11 protein-coding genes are annotated in these 15,406 nt (G+C 58.2%); 8 read left to right on the forward strand and 3 right to left on the reverse strand.

Features of this window, described 5'->3' with window-relative positions:
• Positions 1–147: 147 nt before the first annotated feature.
• On the forward strand, positions 148–846 hold the full coding sequence (locus K1Y02_19535; protein MBX7258562.1) for a YceI family protein: 699 nt from the start codon (positions 148–150) through the stop codon (positions 844–846).
• Between the two features lie 55 nt (positions 847–901).
• On the opposite strand, the gene gpmI is transcribed toward K1Y02_19535, so the two are convergent.
• From gpmI to K1Y02_19550, 3 genes are all read right to left on the reverse strand, one after another.
• Entirely contained in the window at positions 902–2,530 is a 1,629-nt protein-coding gene (gene gpmI, locus K1Y02_19540) for a 2,3-bisphosphoglycerate-independent phosphoglycerate mutase (protein MBX7258563.1), read from the reverse strand.
• Positions 2,531–2,743: 213 nt separating this feature from the next.
• Positions 2,744–3,061: a flagellar biosynthesis anti-sigma factor FlgM gene (locus K1Y02_19545; GenBank protein ID MBX7258564.1), complete on the reverse strand. Its 318-nt coding sequence runs from the start codon at positions 3,059–3,061 to the stop codon at positions 2,744–2,746.
• Positions 3,062–3,204: 143 nt separating this feature from the next.
• Positions 3,205–5,958, reverse strand: a complete 2,754-nt coding sequence (locus tag K1Y02_19550; GenBank protein ID MBX7258565.1) for a fused MFS/spermidine synthase — start codon at positions 5,956–5,958, stop codon at positions 3,205–3,207.
• Between the two features lie 1,318 nt (positions 5,959–7,276).
• Here K1Y02_19550 and K1Y02_19555 point away from each other — a divergent pair.
• The 7 genes from K1Y02_19555 (at position 7,277) to K1Y02_19585 (ending at position 15,303) form a co-directional block, all read left to right on the forward strand.
• Positions 7,277–8,797 carry a GspE/PulE family protein gene (locus tag K1Y02_19555; protein MBX7258566.1) on the forward strand — a complete coding sequence of 507 codons (1,521 nt, stop codon included), beginning with the start codon at positions 7,277–7,279 and terminating at the stop codon, positions 8,795–8,797.
• A gap of 11 nt (positions 8,798–8,808) precedes the next feature.
• Positions 8,809–9,930: a type IV pilus twitching motility protein PilT gene (locus K1Y02_19560; protein MBX7258567.1), complete on the forward strand. Its 1,122-nt coding sequence runs from the start codon at positions 8,809–8,811 to the stop codon at positions 9,928–9,930.
• Positions 9,931–9,942: 12 nt separating this feature from the next.
• A complete protein-coding gene (gene tadA, locus K1Y02_19565) occupies positions 9,943–11,688 on the forward strand; it encodes a Flp pilus assembly complex ATPase component TadA (GenBank protein ID MBX7258568.1) in 1,746 nt (581 codons plus the stop codon).
• A 65-nt stretch (positions 11,689–11,753) separates the two neighbouring features.
• The gene (gene gspF, locus K1Y02_19570; GenBank protein MBX7258569.1) at positions 11,754–12,992 is read left to right on the forward strand and encodes a type II secretion system inner membrane protein GspF; all 1,239 of its coding nucleotides are present in this window, start codon (positions 11,754–11,756) and stop codon (positions 12,990–12,992) included.
• A gap of 48 nt (positions 12,993–13,040) precedes the next feature.
• Positions 13,041–13,874 carry a prepilin-type N-terminal cleavage/methylation domain-containing protein gene (locus K1Y02_19575; protein MBX7258570.1) on the forward strand — a complete coding sequence of 278 codons (834 nt, stop codon included), beginning with the start codon at positions 13,041–13,043 and terminating at the stop codon, positions 13,872–13,874.
• A 45-nt stretch (positions 13,875–13,919) separates the two neighbouring features.
• Positions 13,920–14,873, forward strand: coding sequence for a prepilin-type N-terminal cleavage/methylation domain-containing protein (locus K1Y02_19580; protein ID MBX7258571.1), 954 nt, complete (start codon positions 13,920–13,922; stop codon positions 14,871–14,873).
• Positions 14,874–14,880: 7 nt separating this feature from the next.
• A complete protein-coding gene (locus tag K1Y02_19585) occupies positions 14,881–15,303 on the forward strand; it encodes a prepilin-type N-terminal cleavage/methylation domain-containing protein (GenBank protein MBX7258572.1) in 423 nt (140 codons plus the stop codon).
• Positions 15,304–15,406: the final 103 nt, after the last annotated feature.

The raw sequence follows: 15,406 nt of genomic DNA on the forward strand, positions 1-15,406 counted from the left end.
TGGGATTGGGATGCTGCCAATTGGAGCGGGCAATGGTATTGGGTAGCATTGTCAGGAAGTTCTTGGAGGGCTCGGCGGTTGTGGTATTCTAGCGTACGCAAGGTTTCCGTGTGTGCAACCGACCTCAAGGCTATGGAGAACTGAAGTATGCGTTTACGCAGCAGTTTTGCGTTCATTGTTCTACCCGCGTTGTTTCTGTTATCCGCCGTGTGTGTGGAAGCCACGGAGTATGCGATCGACCCCGAGGAATCGGTGTTCGCGGCGGTGGTGCACAAGGGCGGAGTCGCGGCGCGGTTCGCGCACAACCATTTCATTGCGCTTGAGAAGTACGAGGCTAAGCTGTCGCTTGACGGCGACGACGTGACCAAAACGGCTTTCTCGATTTCGTTTGCAGTGAACGATCTGGCTCCGGACAAGGACGGTCCGCGCGCGAAGTGGTTTCCGCGTTTGCAGGAAGCGGATGTGCTGACCGAGGCGTTCAGTCCGCTTGACGATTCGGATCGGGCGACTATCAAGGAGCACATGCTTGCGCCGAATCAGCTTGACGGGGCGAAATACCCGGAAATCAAGGCGGAGTTGGTCGGCATAGAGCCCAAGTCGTCGTCGTGGGGCAAGCGCGAGTTCGGGTATGCGGCTACGATGAAAGTGACGATTCACGGAAAGACGGTTGAGCGCGGATTTGCGTCGGACATATCGCTGAAAGACGGCGTGTTGAAGGTGGAAGGGGTGGCGCGCTTCGAGTTCACGGAGTTTGGAATCCCGCCGTACTCGGCATTTCTGGGGACGGTCAAGAACAAGAACGCGTTTGAAATCTACGTGAACCTAACGGCCAAACCAAAAGAATAAGGGACAGCCGTTACCGACTGCCCCAATTGGAGTCCTTTCCGAGAACGTTCCCGTCTTATCCTATGCGGACCAGACTTTCGTCGTAGTCGGCGGGTTTCTCGTACCCGAGCAGATTGAGCAGGGTCGCTGCCACGTTGCTCAGGCCCGCGCCCTGGACGGGATTCATCGCGAGGGCGTTTGCGCCCGAGTAATCCTTGATGATGAACGGCACAGGGTTGAGCGTGTGTGCGACCATCGGTTCGCGCTTGCCCTTCTTCTCCGTGAACATCAGTTCCGCGTTGCCGTGGTCGGCCGTGAGGACCGCGATACCTTTGGCGGCTTCGATGGCGGGCAGCAGCCGGCGCAGGGCGAGGTCAACGGTTTCCACGGCGATGCGAACGGCGATCGGTACGCCGGTATGCCCGACCATATCGCCGTTGGCGTAGTTTGCGCGGATGAACTTGTACTTGCCGCTTTTGATGGCTTCGATCATGGCGTCGGTGATTTCCGCGGCCTTCATCCAGGGGCGCTGATCGAAGGTGACGCGATCCGATGGGATCTCAACATACGTCTCGACCGCGTCATCGATATAGCCGGAGTTGTTGCCGTTCCAGAAATAGGTGATATGGCCGTATTTCTGTGTTTCGGAAATCGCGTAGGTGGTGATGCCATTTGCGCACATGTATTGGCCGATGGTCTTGTCGATGGCGGGCGGCTCAACGAGGAAATGGCCGGGGATATGGGCGTCGCCGTCGTATTCCATCATGCCCGCGTAGAAGACTTTGGGACAGCGTTTCCGGTCGAACTTGTCGAAGGAATCGCCTTCTTCAAATGCTCGCGTGATTTCGATGGCGCGGTCGCCGCGGAAGTTGAAGAAGACGACCGCGTCGCCGTCTTCGATCGTGCCCACAGGTTTGCCGTTTTCGACGATGGTGAAGCTGCCCAAGTACTGGTCGGTTACCGAGGGGTCTTCCGTGTAGTAGGTCTGCACGGCTTCCTTGGCGCTGGCGAACGGCCGCGCTTCGCCCAACACGTGGGCCTGCCAGCCGCGCTCAACGACGCTCCAGTCCGCATTGTAGCGGTCCATCGTCGTGATCATGCGTCCGCCGCCGGAGGCGATTCGGAAGTCGCGGCCGGAAGTGCTGAGTTCGGCGAGCTTGGCCTCAAGCGGTTCCAGATAGTTCAGCACGCTGCGTTCCTGCACGTCGCGGCCGTCCGCGAGGGGATGTACCCGGACACGTTTGAGTCCTTCTGCCGCGCAACGGTCGAGCAGCGCCAGCAGATGGTCGATATGGCTGTGCACGTTGCCGTCGGAGAGGAGTCCGATGAAGTGGACCGTACCGCCGGACTTGCCCGTCTCGACGGTCTTCTTCCAGGACGCGCCGTCAAAAATACGGCCGGATTGGATGGCTTCGCTCACGAGTTTTGCGCCTTGAGCAAACACCCGGCCCGCGCCCAGCGCGTTGTGGCCGACCTCCGAGTTCCCCATGTCCTCGTCGGAAGGCATTCCGACCGCGGTACCGTGGGCCTTCAGTTGGGTGTACAGCTTTTCCTGGAACAGGGCGTCCAATATGGGCGTATATGCCAGATGTACACCGTCGGATTCGTCCTTTTTGCCGATCCCGACGCCGTCCATGACGACGAAGACGACGGGCCCGGGGATTTCGTTGTAGGAGGCGAGTTTCTTGAGTTTGAGGTCGCTCATGATGCGCGTGGTCCCTTATAGAGTCGATTTGGATGCAGTCGCGGAGGGTTCGCGGAATACCGCTGAGTCATCCAATGCTACGAACAGTCGGAGGAAGGGATAGTGTAGCGGCGTGGGGCGAATGGATCAACTTGAGGGGGACAGGGGAAGGGATGGACGGGGGAATCGGGTCGCGCCGCAACGCGAAGCGCCCGCAAGGGTTGCGGGCGCTGACTAACCGACTGAAGAGGAATTGTCGTCTAAGAACTTGCTGACGCGCGAGGCGACAATCAAGACGACCTGCTGCACACGATGTGTGCCTTCTTCGATGTTTTTGCGGGCTTTTTCGATCAGCTCCGCGCGAATCTCGCTTTCCTTGTTGCTGTCGGCGAGAAGACGTGCAGCCGTCGCCGCCTTTTCTGCCTCCGGGCTAACGCTCAACTCGTCCGAGACCTGAGTGGTTTTCCCGGGAGTTCCCTGAACTCCGCGGCCACTCGGCTGGATTACGTTGGCCGGCTCGGGGTTTGCTGTAATTCCGAGTATGCCAGCCATAATGTGCTCTCCTTAGCAAATCGCTCTCACGTGGCTTCCTTGCCAGTACTCTATTTATCGGCAAGGTAGGCCCTTGGCTTTAGTGCCCTGAACAGGGGTTTTTGAGGGGATTTTCGTCGGTTTATCTGTTGACGAGAGGGGGCTTAAGGGGTCGCGGGGTTAGCACTTTTAGCCTTTGCATCTTGAAGTGTCGTTTGAAGTTCCAGCAAGTCGGGGTCGCCCGGCATTACTTGAAGCAGTTGCTGGAGGTAGGCTTCGGCATTTTCGAACTCCTCCCAGCGGATAAAGAGGTCAACGCGCTGGCTGGCCATGTCGCCCAGGTAGTACTGGGCGGTCAAATCGCCGGGGTCGATAGTCAGGGCTTTGATGAATTCCTCTTCCTGTTTGCCGCCGATCATGCCGCCGTACATCAGTTCGACGCCCGCAAGGTCGTGTACGCGGGCCTGGCGGCGGCGCAGAACGGCATTTCGAAGCTCGTCTGCTTTTGCAGGGTCCAGGCCTGCTGTGCTAAGTGATGGCATTTCAGGAAGATAGAGCGGTCGAAGTGACTTCAGGCTGGCGTCGACCGTTTGTTCGAACATGAGTTTGGGGGCGACGAATTCGGCCCAGGGGCGGTCGTCGCTCATGGCGATACCCCCTTCGCTGAACTTGGCGACGCCCGACTTGTCCATAAAGTAACAAGATAGGATCTCGGGGATGTCACCCAGACCCGCGGCAGTGAGACCGTCCCACAGCTTCGGGGTGTGGAGGCGTTCCTGGGCGCGGCCAAGGTCCACGTTCAGCGGCTGGTTGGAGCCGATGAGGAAGAGGTCGGCATTGAGGAACCAGGCGCAGGATTCCGGGAAGACTTCGTTGAAGGTGTACATCAGCGATTGGACGAGGTCCTTGTCGAGGCTATGCAGGGGAATCCACTGAGAAACGATACCCCCGGGGGCCAGTTTGGCTTTGCAGAGCTCGTAGTATTCCCGGGTGTAGAAGGTGGAGACGCCGGTCACGGCCAGGGGCATGGGTTCAAAGGTGATAACGTCGTAGGTGTTTTCGGTGGTCAGCAAGAAGTTGCGGCCGTCGTCGACGATGAAGTTGACCTTTGGACTCTCGAAGACCCGGAAATTGTCTGCGGCAAACCAAGGGGCCGCCTGCAGGACGTCGCGCGAGATCTCCACGGCGTCGATCCGGTCGAAGTCGGACAGGGACAGCGTGCCCGCGGTGATGCCGGAACCGAAACACATGAACAGCACCGTCTTGGGGTCGCGGTCGAAGAGAAGGGGCAAGACGCCCTGGAAGCGGTTCATCTTGACGCCCTTCGCGATGCTTTGCGTCGCCTGGACGCCGTTAATCCAGAGGATGCGGTCCGATTCGCCCTCGTTGTCTTCGGGCTCGGTGACGACGACGGTGCCTTCGACGCCTTCGCGGTAGTGAAGCACGGTGTGTTTTTCGGGGACGTACCGTTGGTTCAGCGCCTTTCCGGCGTCGGCGGGCAGTTGGAACCATAGCGCCGCGGAGACACACGCGGCCAGCACGAGGCTGCCCAATTTGCCTGTGACCTTTTGTCGCGGACAGGACAGCACGAGGAGCGCGCCTACCGCGATGAGGATCAGGCCCAGGAGCAGTATGCCCTGGTGGACGCCAAGGGCAGGGAGGAGCAGGTAGCCACCCGCGAGGGCGCCCAGCACACCACCAAAGGTGTTCACGCTGTACAGACGGCCCACGTGGCGGCCGAGTTTTGCGGGCACGGATGTCGCGGCGCGCACGGCGAGCGGAAATGTCATGCCGAAGAGAAAGGTCGGAACGAAGAGCGCCATGAACGACAGCGTGAAGTAGATTTGGACCATGCGCTGGAAATCGAAACGTGTGGCGGATTGCAGGTCAGCGTACCGTTGGGGCATTCCGGCAAACAGGATGAGCGAAAGGAGGCAAGCTGCTCCGGCCAGCATTTCCACCAACCCGTAGAGCGAAACCGGGTGTTTCGAGCGGTCGGCAAGGCCCGCGGCAAAGACAGCGCCCACGGCAATGCCGCAGAGGAGTGACGTGAGCATGGTGGTGTAGGCGTAGGTAGTCCCGATGAAGACGAGCGTCAGCATGCGAGTCCACATGACTTCGAGGGCCAAGGTGCAGAACCCGGATACGGCGAAGGCCAGGAGTACGGACGCAAGGGCCAGGCGTTCTTGGGTTGTGGATGCGGCGGCAAGCCGGTCCGGTTCTTCCGCGTTGAGTTCGAGAGTGGGCGCTTGTGCTTTGCGCGCGAGCAACAGCGCGAGCAAGCCTACGGCTATGTTGCCCGCAACTCCGACGAGCGTGGCGCGTGTGTAGCCCAAGCTCTCGATTAACACGAATCCGGCCAAGGCGCAGCCGGCTACCGCGCCGAACGTGTTGATCGAGTAGAGCATGCCGATTCGCCAACCGCGCAGGGCGGGATTCTGGGTGACGGCTCGCGCCAGCAGGGGAAGCGTGGCGCCCATGAGTGTGGTCGGCACGATCAGGAAGGCGATAGACAGGACGGCGCGTATTGCGATGCCCATTTCGCGCGTCGAGGCGACGGAGCGCAGCATGCCGACGACGGCGGTTTCGAGTGTTCCGATGCCGAGGATGAAGGCAAGCGCCCATACGCCGACGATGATTTCCACGATTCCGTACGCGAGAAGTGGATTGCGTGATCGGTCCGCCCAACGTCCGCCAAGCAGGCTTCCGAGTCCGAGACCCAGGAAGAAGACGGTGAGTACGGTACTGACAGCAAAGGACGTGGTGCCAAAGAGCAAGACGAGCTTGCGTGTCCAGACGACTTGATAGAGCAGACCACACGCGCCCGAAACAAAGAAGAAGAACAGGAGCGTGAGGAATTGCACCGTGCCGGTCTGTTTGGTGTGGGACTGCGAAACGGGTTTCTCGATAGAATTCATAAAGCCGGGTCCACGCCGCGTTGCTGAACGCCGGATGCTATCCCACGTTTGGTGGATGAGTCAATGGAAGCAGGGAAGAGGGGAATTCCGCTTGTTCGTGCCCACTCGCTTTGATAGTCCGCAATTTGCACCGGCGCGATTGAGCGCCGACGCAAATTGCTCACGCGCAAGACGTGGAGGTTATGCCATGAGGATTTCTCGCGAACACACTCTGTTTTCGGAGAGCCGCTTGGGTTTTCGCCGCAAGTCTCGCGAACGCACTGGTTACGAGAAAGGTTCAAGTGTATTCGTGAGAAATCCGGGATAGTTAGTCGACACGATCCATCCAGAAGGGCTTGCGGCGAAATGTCGTTTTTCAACGAATTGAGCGAATCGCCGTAAAGCGAGGTTTCTCAGATAGCCCCTGTCACGCGTGGTGGTTTGGGCGCGCGGAGCAGGACATCCGTGCGGCACGTGGGGCGATGGAATTTGGCGTTACCGGGGCATGAGGGCGCTCCGGACGTCCTTCCTTCGCTTGACTTCCTGGGGGTTGTGGGTGAAAATGCCTATGGTGCTGTATGCGCGGCGCCAAAGGGCTGGCTGTTCGGTGTGGGCGAAGGGGCTGCCTTCGCTTGAGACACGTGTGGGGTGTCTGTTGGGATTTCATGAAGCGGAAGAAGCGGGTGGACGAGGCTTGCGCCGGTTTGTCTGGCGAGTCGCAGTAGCTTGGTCGGGCAGAACGCCATTGAAGAGAGACGGCGGCAGGGGTATCCAGGTTTTGCGTGCGGGGTTTGCGGGCTCCGTACGAAACATGCATTTGAGTCACAGTAAATTATTTACAACATTGTAGCTAAGTGCAATAATTCCAATGGCTAATAGCATTATTTACATTGACAAGAAGCGGGACCTTTTGGTACAGTTAGGGTGCTGAAAATAAGGGGTAAGGAAGGTGGCTCAACTCGTTACCAGTCCTAGTGGAAGCGGCCAAAGCTCCGGCGGCCCCGGCGCGTACTCGATGTTTGGGCAGCGCCTGGTTGAGCGAGGCATTATCTCGCAGAAGCAGCTCGACGAAGCCATCCACAAGCAGCAGACCTCCATGGGTCAGAAGAAGCTGGGCGAGATTCTTGTCCGGCTGGGGTACATCAGCAAAAGCCACATTTCGGAAGGCTTGGCCGATCAACTCGGCATACCGATCATCCGGCTTTCGGATCGCGAGATTCCGGAACGTATCCGGAACTTAGTCAATCCCACCGTTGCGACCCTTTACAAAGTCATTCCGATCGGCGAGGAGAACGGTTCGCTGCTGATCGCGACGGCGGACCCGACCAACATCAATCAGATGGACAACTTGGAGCGTTTGCTCGACAAGCCCATCATCCCGCAGTTGGCGACACCCGAAGAGATCTCCGAAGCGCTGAAGAAGTACTACGGACTCCAAGAGAAGACGGTGGAGTCCATGTTGTCGACGGTAAGCAGCGCGAGCACGATGAGCACGTTGAGCACGATGTCGAACGTGAGTTCGATGGCGTCCTCGATGAGCAGCATGGGCAGTAGCATGTCGGCGAGCGACATCAGCCTTAGCAGCATCAGCATGGACAGTGTGGACTTTGACGGCGACATGGGCGTGTCGAACGCGACGCCGGGCGGTGAAGACGACGACGACAGCGACAGTCCGGTGGTTCGATACATTAACCACTTGATTCTTGAAGCGTTTCGTCTGCGTGCCAGCGATATTCACGTGGAGCCGGGCAAGTTCGACGTGAAGGTTCGGTACCGGATCGACGGTGTGTTGCATTTGATGCCAACGCCGCCGAAGCGCGCGCAGAAGTCGATTATTTCACGTTTGAAGATCATGTCCGGCATGGACATTTCGGAGCGGCGAATTCCGCAGGACGGACGTATCAAGCTGGCGCTTGCGGGCAAGATGGTTGACTTGCGCGTGAGTGCGCTGCCCGCGGTGCATGGCGAGAGCGTGGTCATGCGTATCTTGGACAAGAGCGGGTTGTTGCTGGGTTTGGGGCAGCTAGGATTTGCGCCCGAAGATCAGCGTCGCTGGGAAGAGTTGTTGGGTCAGGCGACGGGCGTGGTGTTGGTGACGGGGCCGACGGGTTCGGGCAAGACGACGACGCTGTACGCGTCGCTTCACCAGTTGAACCAGCCGGACTCCAAGCTGATCACGGTGGAAGACCCGGTGGAATACCAGCTCAACGGTATCAACCAGGTGCAGATCAACCACGATATCGGGTGGAATTTCGCGAGGGCGTTGCGCTCGATTTTCCGTCAGGACCCGGACATTGTGATGGTTGGTGAAATTCGTGACCAGGAGACGGCGGAAATCGCGATCAAGGCGGCACTGACCGGTCACTTGGTATTTTCGACGTTGCACACGAACGACGCGCCGAGCGCGTTCATTCGTTTGATTGACGTGGGGATCAAGCCGTTCCTTGTGGCTTCGGGTGTGCGCGCGGTATTGGGTCAGCGGCTTGTGCGAACGATTTGCACGGCGTGCAAGGAGCTGTACACGGTGCCCGACCTCGAACGTGAGCGCATGGCCATGAATATCGACTGGAACAAGGTTGAAGTATTTCATGGGCGCGGGTGCGATAACTGCAATCACACCGGGTATTCGGGCCGGCTTGGCGTGTACGAATTGATGATGACCACGGATGAAATCCGGGACATGATCATGAACAACACGGCATCGGGCACGCTTCGGCGGGCGGCGCGATTGGGCGGGATGACCACGATGCGCGAAGACGGTTGGCGCAAAGTCTTGAATGGAATCACCACGGTGGAAGAAGTAATTCGTGTGACTCAACCGGACGAGCCGCTCGAAAAATACATGAACGCGACTGCGTAGGAGACCGACTCATGGCCTATGAAATGGTCAGCTTGCTGCGAATGCTGATCGATCGCGACGGATCGGACTTGCATTTGGCTGTGGAAAATCCGCCCGTCGGGCGTGTGCACGGGCACTTGCAGTATTTTGGCGAGAACCCGTTGACGCCGGACGACACGGAACGGCTCATGAAGAGTATCGCGTCCGTGGACAACCAGCAGGAATTGCAGGAAGTTGGCGGATCGGACTTTGGGTTTGCGTTCGAAGACATCGCCCGGTTCCGTGTGTCCATCTTCAAGCAGAAAGGCCACGTGGGGTTGGTATTGCGCTTGATTCCGCGCAAGATCATGACCTTTGAAGAGATTGGGCTGCCGCAGTCGTTGAAGCAGGTAATTAACCAGCCACGCGGTTTGATACTTGTGACGGGTCCCACGGGTTCGGGTAAGTCGACGAGTCTGGCGACGATGCTTGACTGGTTGAACACCGAATACGACCATCACATCATCACGATCGAGGACCCGATCGAATACTACCATACGCACAAGAAGAGCATTATCACGCAGCGCGAAGTCGGCGTGGACGTGCCGACGTTCGCGGAGGCGTTGCGCCGCGCGTTGCGTCAAGACCCTGACGTGATTCTGGTGGGAGAAATGCGCGACCTGGAAACGATCGGCGCGGCGGTAACGGCCGCGGAAACCGGTCACTTGGTGTTCGGCACCCTGCATACGACGGGTGCGGTGCGTACGATCGACCGTCTGGTCGACGCGTTTCCGACGAACCAGCAGGAGCAGATCCGCACGCAGTTGGCGGGTAATTTGAAGTCGATCATTTCGCAGACGCTGGTGCCGAAGAAGAGCGGGTTCGGGCGTGTGGCCGCGTTCGAGGTCATGATCGTGACGCCGGCTATTCAAAACCTTATCCGCGAGAACAAGTCGTACCGCATCACGTCGGCCATTCAGACGGGTCACAAGTACGGCATGAACTTGCTGGACGAGCACTTGCTGGCCCTGTACCGGAAGGGGTTGATCAAGTACGAGGACGCGGCGGGCCGTTGCCAGGCGCCGGAAGAATTCGAGATGAATGCGCGCGCGATGGCTCCGGAAGGGGAAGTTATCCCGCAGCGGGCAGAACAACGCGCGAAGAGCATCGTGTAGGAAATACGATAGATGGCGATTTCACAGCGCGACAGAATGCTGGGCGACATCCTTGTAGAGCAAGGCGTGATCAGCCCCCTGGAACTCGACGAAGCGTTGCAGCGTCAGCGCCTGACGGGCGAGATGCTGGGCCGTATTCTGTTCAAGATGAACCTGTGCGACGAGCAGGACATCATCGAGGCGCTGGGCGTTCAGGCGGGCATGGAGCGCGTCGACGTGACGCGTTTGCAGGTGAGCGACGACATCGTGCGGAAGATTCCGGCGGAAGTCGCGAAGTACTACAGCGTGGTGCCGGTGCGCGAGAAAGACGGGAAGCTCATGGTTGCCATGGCGGACCCGTTGAACCTGAAGCACATCGACGATTTGCGCCGAATCACGGGCATGGATATCCAGGGGGCGATCAGCAATCCGCAGGATATCGGGATATTCATCAAGAACAACTATTCCTTCGAAACGGATTCGATACACGAGACGTTGCAGGAACTGGTGAAGCAGGTGGGCGACCACGCGCTGACCGAAGAAGAGTTGGGCCAGCAGAAGATCATCAGCGACGTGGACAACCTGGTCGAGTTGGCGCAAGAGCCCGAAGTCATCAAGATTGTGAATCTTGTGATGCTCGACGCTGTAACGAAGCGTGCATCGGATATTCACTTTGAAGTCTACGAAGAGGACTTTCGCATCCGGATACGAATCGACGGCGTGTTGCACGAGATTACGAGTCCGCCGAAGTCGTTGTCGCTGGCGCTGGTTTCGCGCGTGAAGATTATGTGCAACATGGACATTGGCGAGCGGCGCCTGCCTCAGGACGCTCGTATCGAGTTGAAGGTTGGCGATGCCGATATCGACGTCCGTGTGGCGACGTTGCCGACGTTATTTGGCGAAAACATCGTGATGCGTATTTTGGATCGCACCGCCGTGAAAGTGGACCTTGAGAAGCTGGGTTTCTCGAAGGACGTATTGCGTTCGATTCGAAACGGCATCAGCAAGCCGAACGGCATTTTCCTTGTGACGGGCCCGACCGGTTCAGGCAAGACGACGACGCTTTATGCGTGCGTGAACGAGTTGAATACGGTTGGCGTGAAGATCATTACCACGGAAGACCCCGTCGAATTGCAGATTGACCGGGTGGTTCAGGTGCAGGTGCGCGAAGACGTGGGGCTCACGTTCGCGGCATGCCTTCGGTCCATTTTGCGTCAGGACCCCGACATTGTGCTGGTCGGTGAAATCCGCGACTTGGAAACGGCGCAGATCGCGGTGGAAGCGTCGCTGACCGGTCACTTGGTGCTGAGCACGTTGCACACGAACAGCGCGCCCGAGACGATCACGCGTCTGCTGGATATGGATTTGGAGCCTTACTTGATCACGTCGTCGCTTGAGGCGGTGTTGGCCCAGCGGCTGGTGCGCGTGGTGTGCCGTCACTGCAGGCAACGGTACAAGCCCGACGAGGACGAGATGGATTTGCTGGGCTTGCCCGATTCGTGGCGGCGCGACCCGAACCTTGCTTTCTTCAAGGCGTCGGGGTGTCCGGCGTGCGATTACATCGGTTACATGGGCCGTGTCGGCTTGTTTGAGTTGATGGTGATAGACGAGACGTTGCGCGAGATGATTGAAGGGCGAGCGATGTCGCACGACATCCGGCGGTATGCGCGCCGGAAAATGGGCATGCGCACGCTGCGCGAAGAGGGCCTGATGAAGTGTGTTCAGGGAATTACGACGACGGAAGAAATTCTCGCGCATACGGATAAGTTCGAAGATTAGTTACGTGTTGTCGGGGCGTGAAGCGCGGCCAGCGAGCCGGTTCACGAGGTTAAGGAGAGCAGATCGTGCCTAAGTTCGCGTACAAGGCGATGAACAAAGACGGCAAGGAAGTCTTTGGGGTCATCGAGTCGGACAGCCAGGCGCTGGCTATCAACGACATCCGAAACCTTGGTTTGTATCCGACGACCGTTCGCGACGCCAAGAAGAGCGACGAGCGCCGCGCGCGCAAGCAGAAGAAGGGGCTTGGCGACCTTTACTTTGGCGGAATCAAGACGAAGCAGTTGGTGGTGATGACCCGCCAGCTTTCGACGCTGATCGACGCGGGCCTGCCGCTGTTGCGCAGCATCAACGTGCTGATTGCTCAGCAGAAGCCAAGCAAGTTGAAGGACGTGCTTTTCGAGATGTCCACGGACATTCAGGGCGGTACGACCTTTTCGGAAGCGCTTGCGAAACATCCGAAGTACTTCGATCGCCTGTTCGTGAACATGGTTCGCGCGGGCGAAGTGGGCGGTATGTTGGAAGTTGTGCTGAACCGTCTGGCGATTTTCATGGAGCGCCGTCAGGCGTTGAAGCGCCGGGTGAAGGGCGCGATGGTGTATCCGATCGCGGTGATGATTATCGCGACGGGTATTGTGTTGTTCCTGTTGTCGTTCGTCGTGCCGCAGTTCGCGGAAGTGTTTGGCGATTTCGGCGCGAAGCTGCCGTGGATGACGCAATTCCTGATCGATGTGGGTGACTTTGTGGTGTTCAAGTGGTGGCTCATGCTGCTTTACGTGAACGGCACGATTATCGGCATAAAGTTGATTGCGAAGATACCGATAACCAAACGCATCATGGACCGCGTGGTGCTTAAGATGCCGCTGGTCGGCGATTTGGTGACGAAGGTGGCGGTGGCGCGTTTCTCGCGCACGTTGGGAACGCTGATTACGTCGGGCGTGCCGATTCTGCAGTCGCTGCGCATCACCAAAGAAACGATTGGCAACGAGGTTGTTGAAAACGCCATTCAGAAAGTACACGACAGCATCAAGGACGGAGACACGATAGCGGCTCCGCTGGACGAGGCGAAGGTGTTTCCTGCCATGGTGGTGAACATGATCGACGTCGGCGAGGAAACGGGGAGCCTCGACTCCATGCTGATGAAGGTGGCGGACATTTACGACGCGGAAGTTGAAATCGCCGTGGAGACCATGCTGCGGCTCATGGAACCCATGATCATCATTGTTCTCGGCGGTATTATCGGATTCATAGTAATTGCGTTGTACCTGCCGATCTTCTCGCTCGGTGACGTAGTAAGCGGGAACTAGTGGCCGGAACACCTGAACGAAATACGCCGTAACAAGGAGATGACGGACATGAAACGCCAACAAGGCTTCACGCTCATTGAGTTGCTGGTGGTGGTCGCCATCATCGGTATTCTCGCGGGGATTATCGTCCCCAACGTACTCAATTACCTGAGCCGCGCGCGCATGACCCGCGCCAGCGCCGAAATCAACGGGATCGAACTTGCGTTGACGAAGATGCTTACGGATACAGGACGTCAGGACTTCCGAAGTTTCTTTAATACAGACAACGTTCCGGCGTTGCAGATACCGTTGTCCGACCTGACGAACCAGGATTTAGCCAAGGCGATTGAGATTTACACAGACACGTTCTACAAGCTGCTGAAGGAAGGAAAGAACGCCGAGCTAGACTATGGGATCGTCATTAACGACGCTGTGCGCAGCAAGCTTGGCACCTCGTATATGACCGACCTGGGGAAAGACCCGTTTGGCAATCTGTATCAGTTCTTCCCGGGTCCGTGGCGTTCGGCAGCGTTGAATCCATTCCGTGTGCGCCAGCCAACTACGGATGTCCCGGGTGGATATGAACCCGGGGTTCAAGAGGTAAGCGTGAACGATGGCAAACACGGAACCGTAACGTATACTCCGGTAGACGAGACAGATCCTCAGGGATATGGCTGGCCGGCACCGCGCGAATTGCCGATCTACGTGTTCTCGTATGGAGCCAATCTTGTTCCGAATCAGCCTTTTGCAGACGATGCGTTCATCGCAGGGCCGGGCGCAATCGTCGCCACCAATGGGAGTGGCGCGTATGACGGTACTCTGGATCTCGGCGATGACTACGTGGGCGGAGGCGATGACATTAATAACTGGGACACGGAGAACTCGTGGGCTCCGTTCTATTAATCGTGAGACGTGAAGAACGCAACGTACGCGGTTGGCAGTGGTACTGTGAATGAAGGCTCGGAAGGCAACAAGTTCGGCGGGGCGGACGACGTAGAAAGGGAGCGCGTGAACGCGCCGAAACGACATAGCGCGGGCTTTACGCTCGTCGAACTGCTGGTTGTCATCGCCATCGTAGCGCTGGTCGCGGGGATTGCCGTGCCGGGCATGGCGCGTCTCATTGGCCGTGGCAAAGACGATGTCAGCAATGCAGCGCGCGACGTGTATACCATGCTGCGTTCCGCGAACATTTATGCGTCGACATTTCGCGTGAATACGGCGGTTGTGTATGCGGTGAACGCGAAGCCGGACAGCGTTTCGGGCGATACGGTGCTGTATATCGACGGCGTGGGCATGGCCCGGCGTGTCTATGAGCACGAATTGGCCGATGATCAGCAGCGCCGGTTCAACGGCAGCACGCCGCTGTTTTCGTCGCGTCCGATCAGTACAGACCCGAATGATCTCACGAACAGACGCAACGATCCTGCAAAAACCCGAGCCTATATTGTTTTGTCGAATCCGGAAGGCCAAATGCACCTGCTTCCACGGTATGCGGGAGTGCTTCAGTCAACAGACAGTGGCGCGGCGAGTTTTTCGTCCAGCATGAATGAGACGGGGATGTATAGCATCGAGCTGTACGAGAAGACGGCCGACGGATTGTATGACAAAATCTCGCCGGAGACGTCGGCCCGTCCGGGCACCGCGTTTCAGGGCGATACGTTAGAAGGCGATATCGTGCTTGACGCGGCATTCCCCGCGCATGTTTTTACTCCGACCGGAGTGATGGAACCTCAGAATCTTCTCAAGTCTCGGTGGGTACTCCATATCGGACCCTCGCCCGACGCGGACCCGGAGGAACGCTTTCTTACTCCGGATTACGACGCGGAGGCAGGCGGAGTGCCCATGTCCCCAACCAACATTGAACTCTACCCGGCCACGGGGCGGGTAAAGATAGCCTCGTGAGGTGCACATGCTTTTCCTGAAATCGTTGAACGAGAAGGTTGGATTCTCGCTGGTGGAAGTTCTGGTGTCCATGGCGGTGTTGGCCGTAGGCATTGTGGCGGTGACGCGGTTGTTTCCGCAGGGGTTGCGCGCGACGCGCGTTGCCCAGGAGCGGACGATTGCGGCGGAACTTGCCGATTCGAATCTGGCGCGGTTGCGGATGGCCGGTATGGACAATTTGCTGGGCGTGATGCGGGCGAGCGCGTTGTACAACACGAGCGCGGCGGCAGCGGCGTATGGCGATGGATTCACCGGCGATGGCGTAGTCGAAGGGTTCTCGACCAACATTACGCGTGCGGGATTGAACGATAATCTGGTTCGTGTCACGTTTTCCGTGGAGATGCCTGATGGGCGCCTCGAGAACTTCGTAACCTACGTGACGCAGTATTGATGCACGAAAAGGGCGAGGGCCAGGCGCCATGACAAAACGGGAAGCACACGCGAAGAGAATAGGCGGACTGGAAAGTCCGCCCTCCGGGGTGTGTGCGCGCGTG

The sequence above is a fragment of the Candidatus Hydrogenedentota bacterium genome, from assembly GCA_019695095.1.
Taxonomy (GTDB): Bacteria; Hydrogenedentota; Hydrogenedentia; order Hydrogenedentales; family SLHB01; genus JAIBAQ01.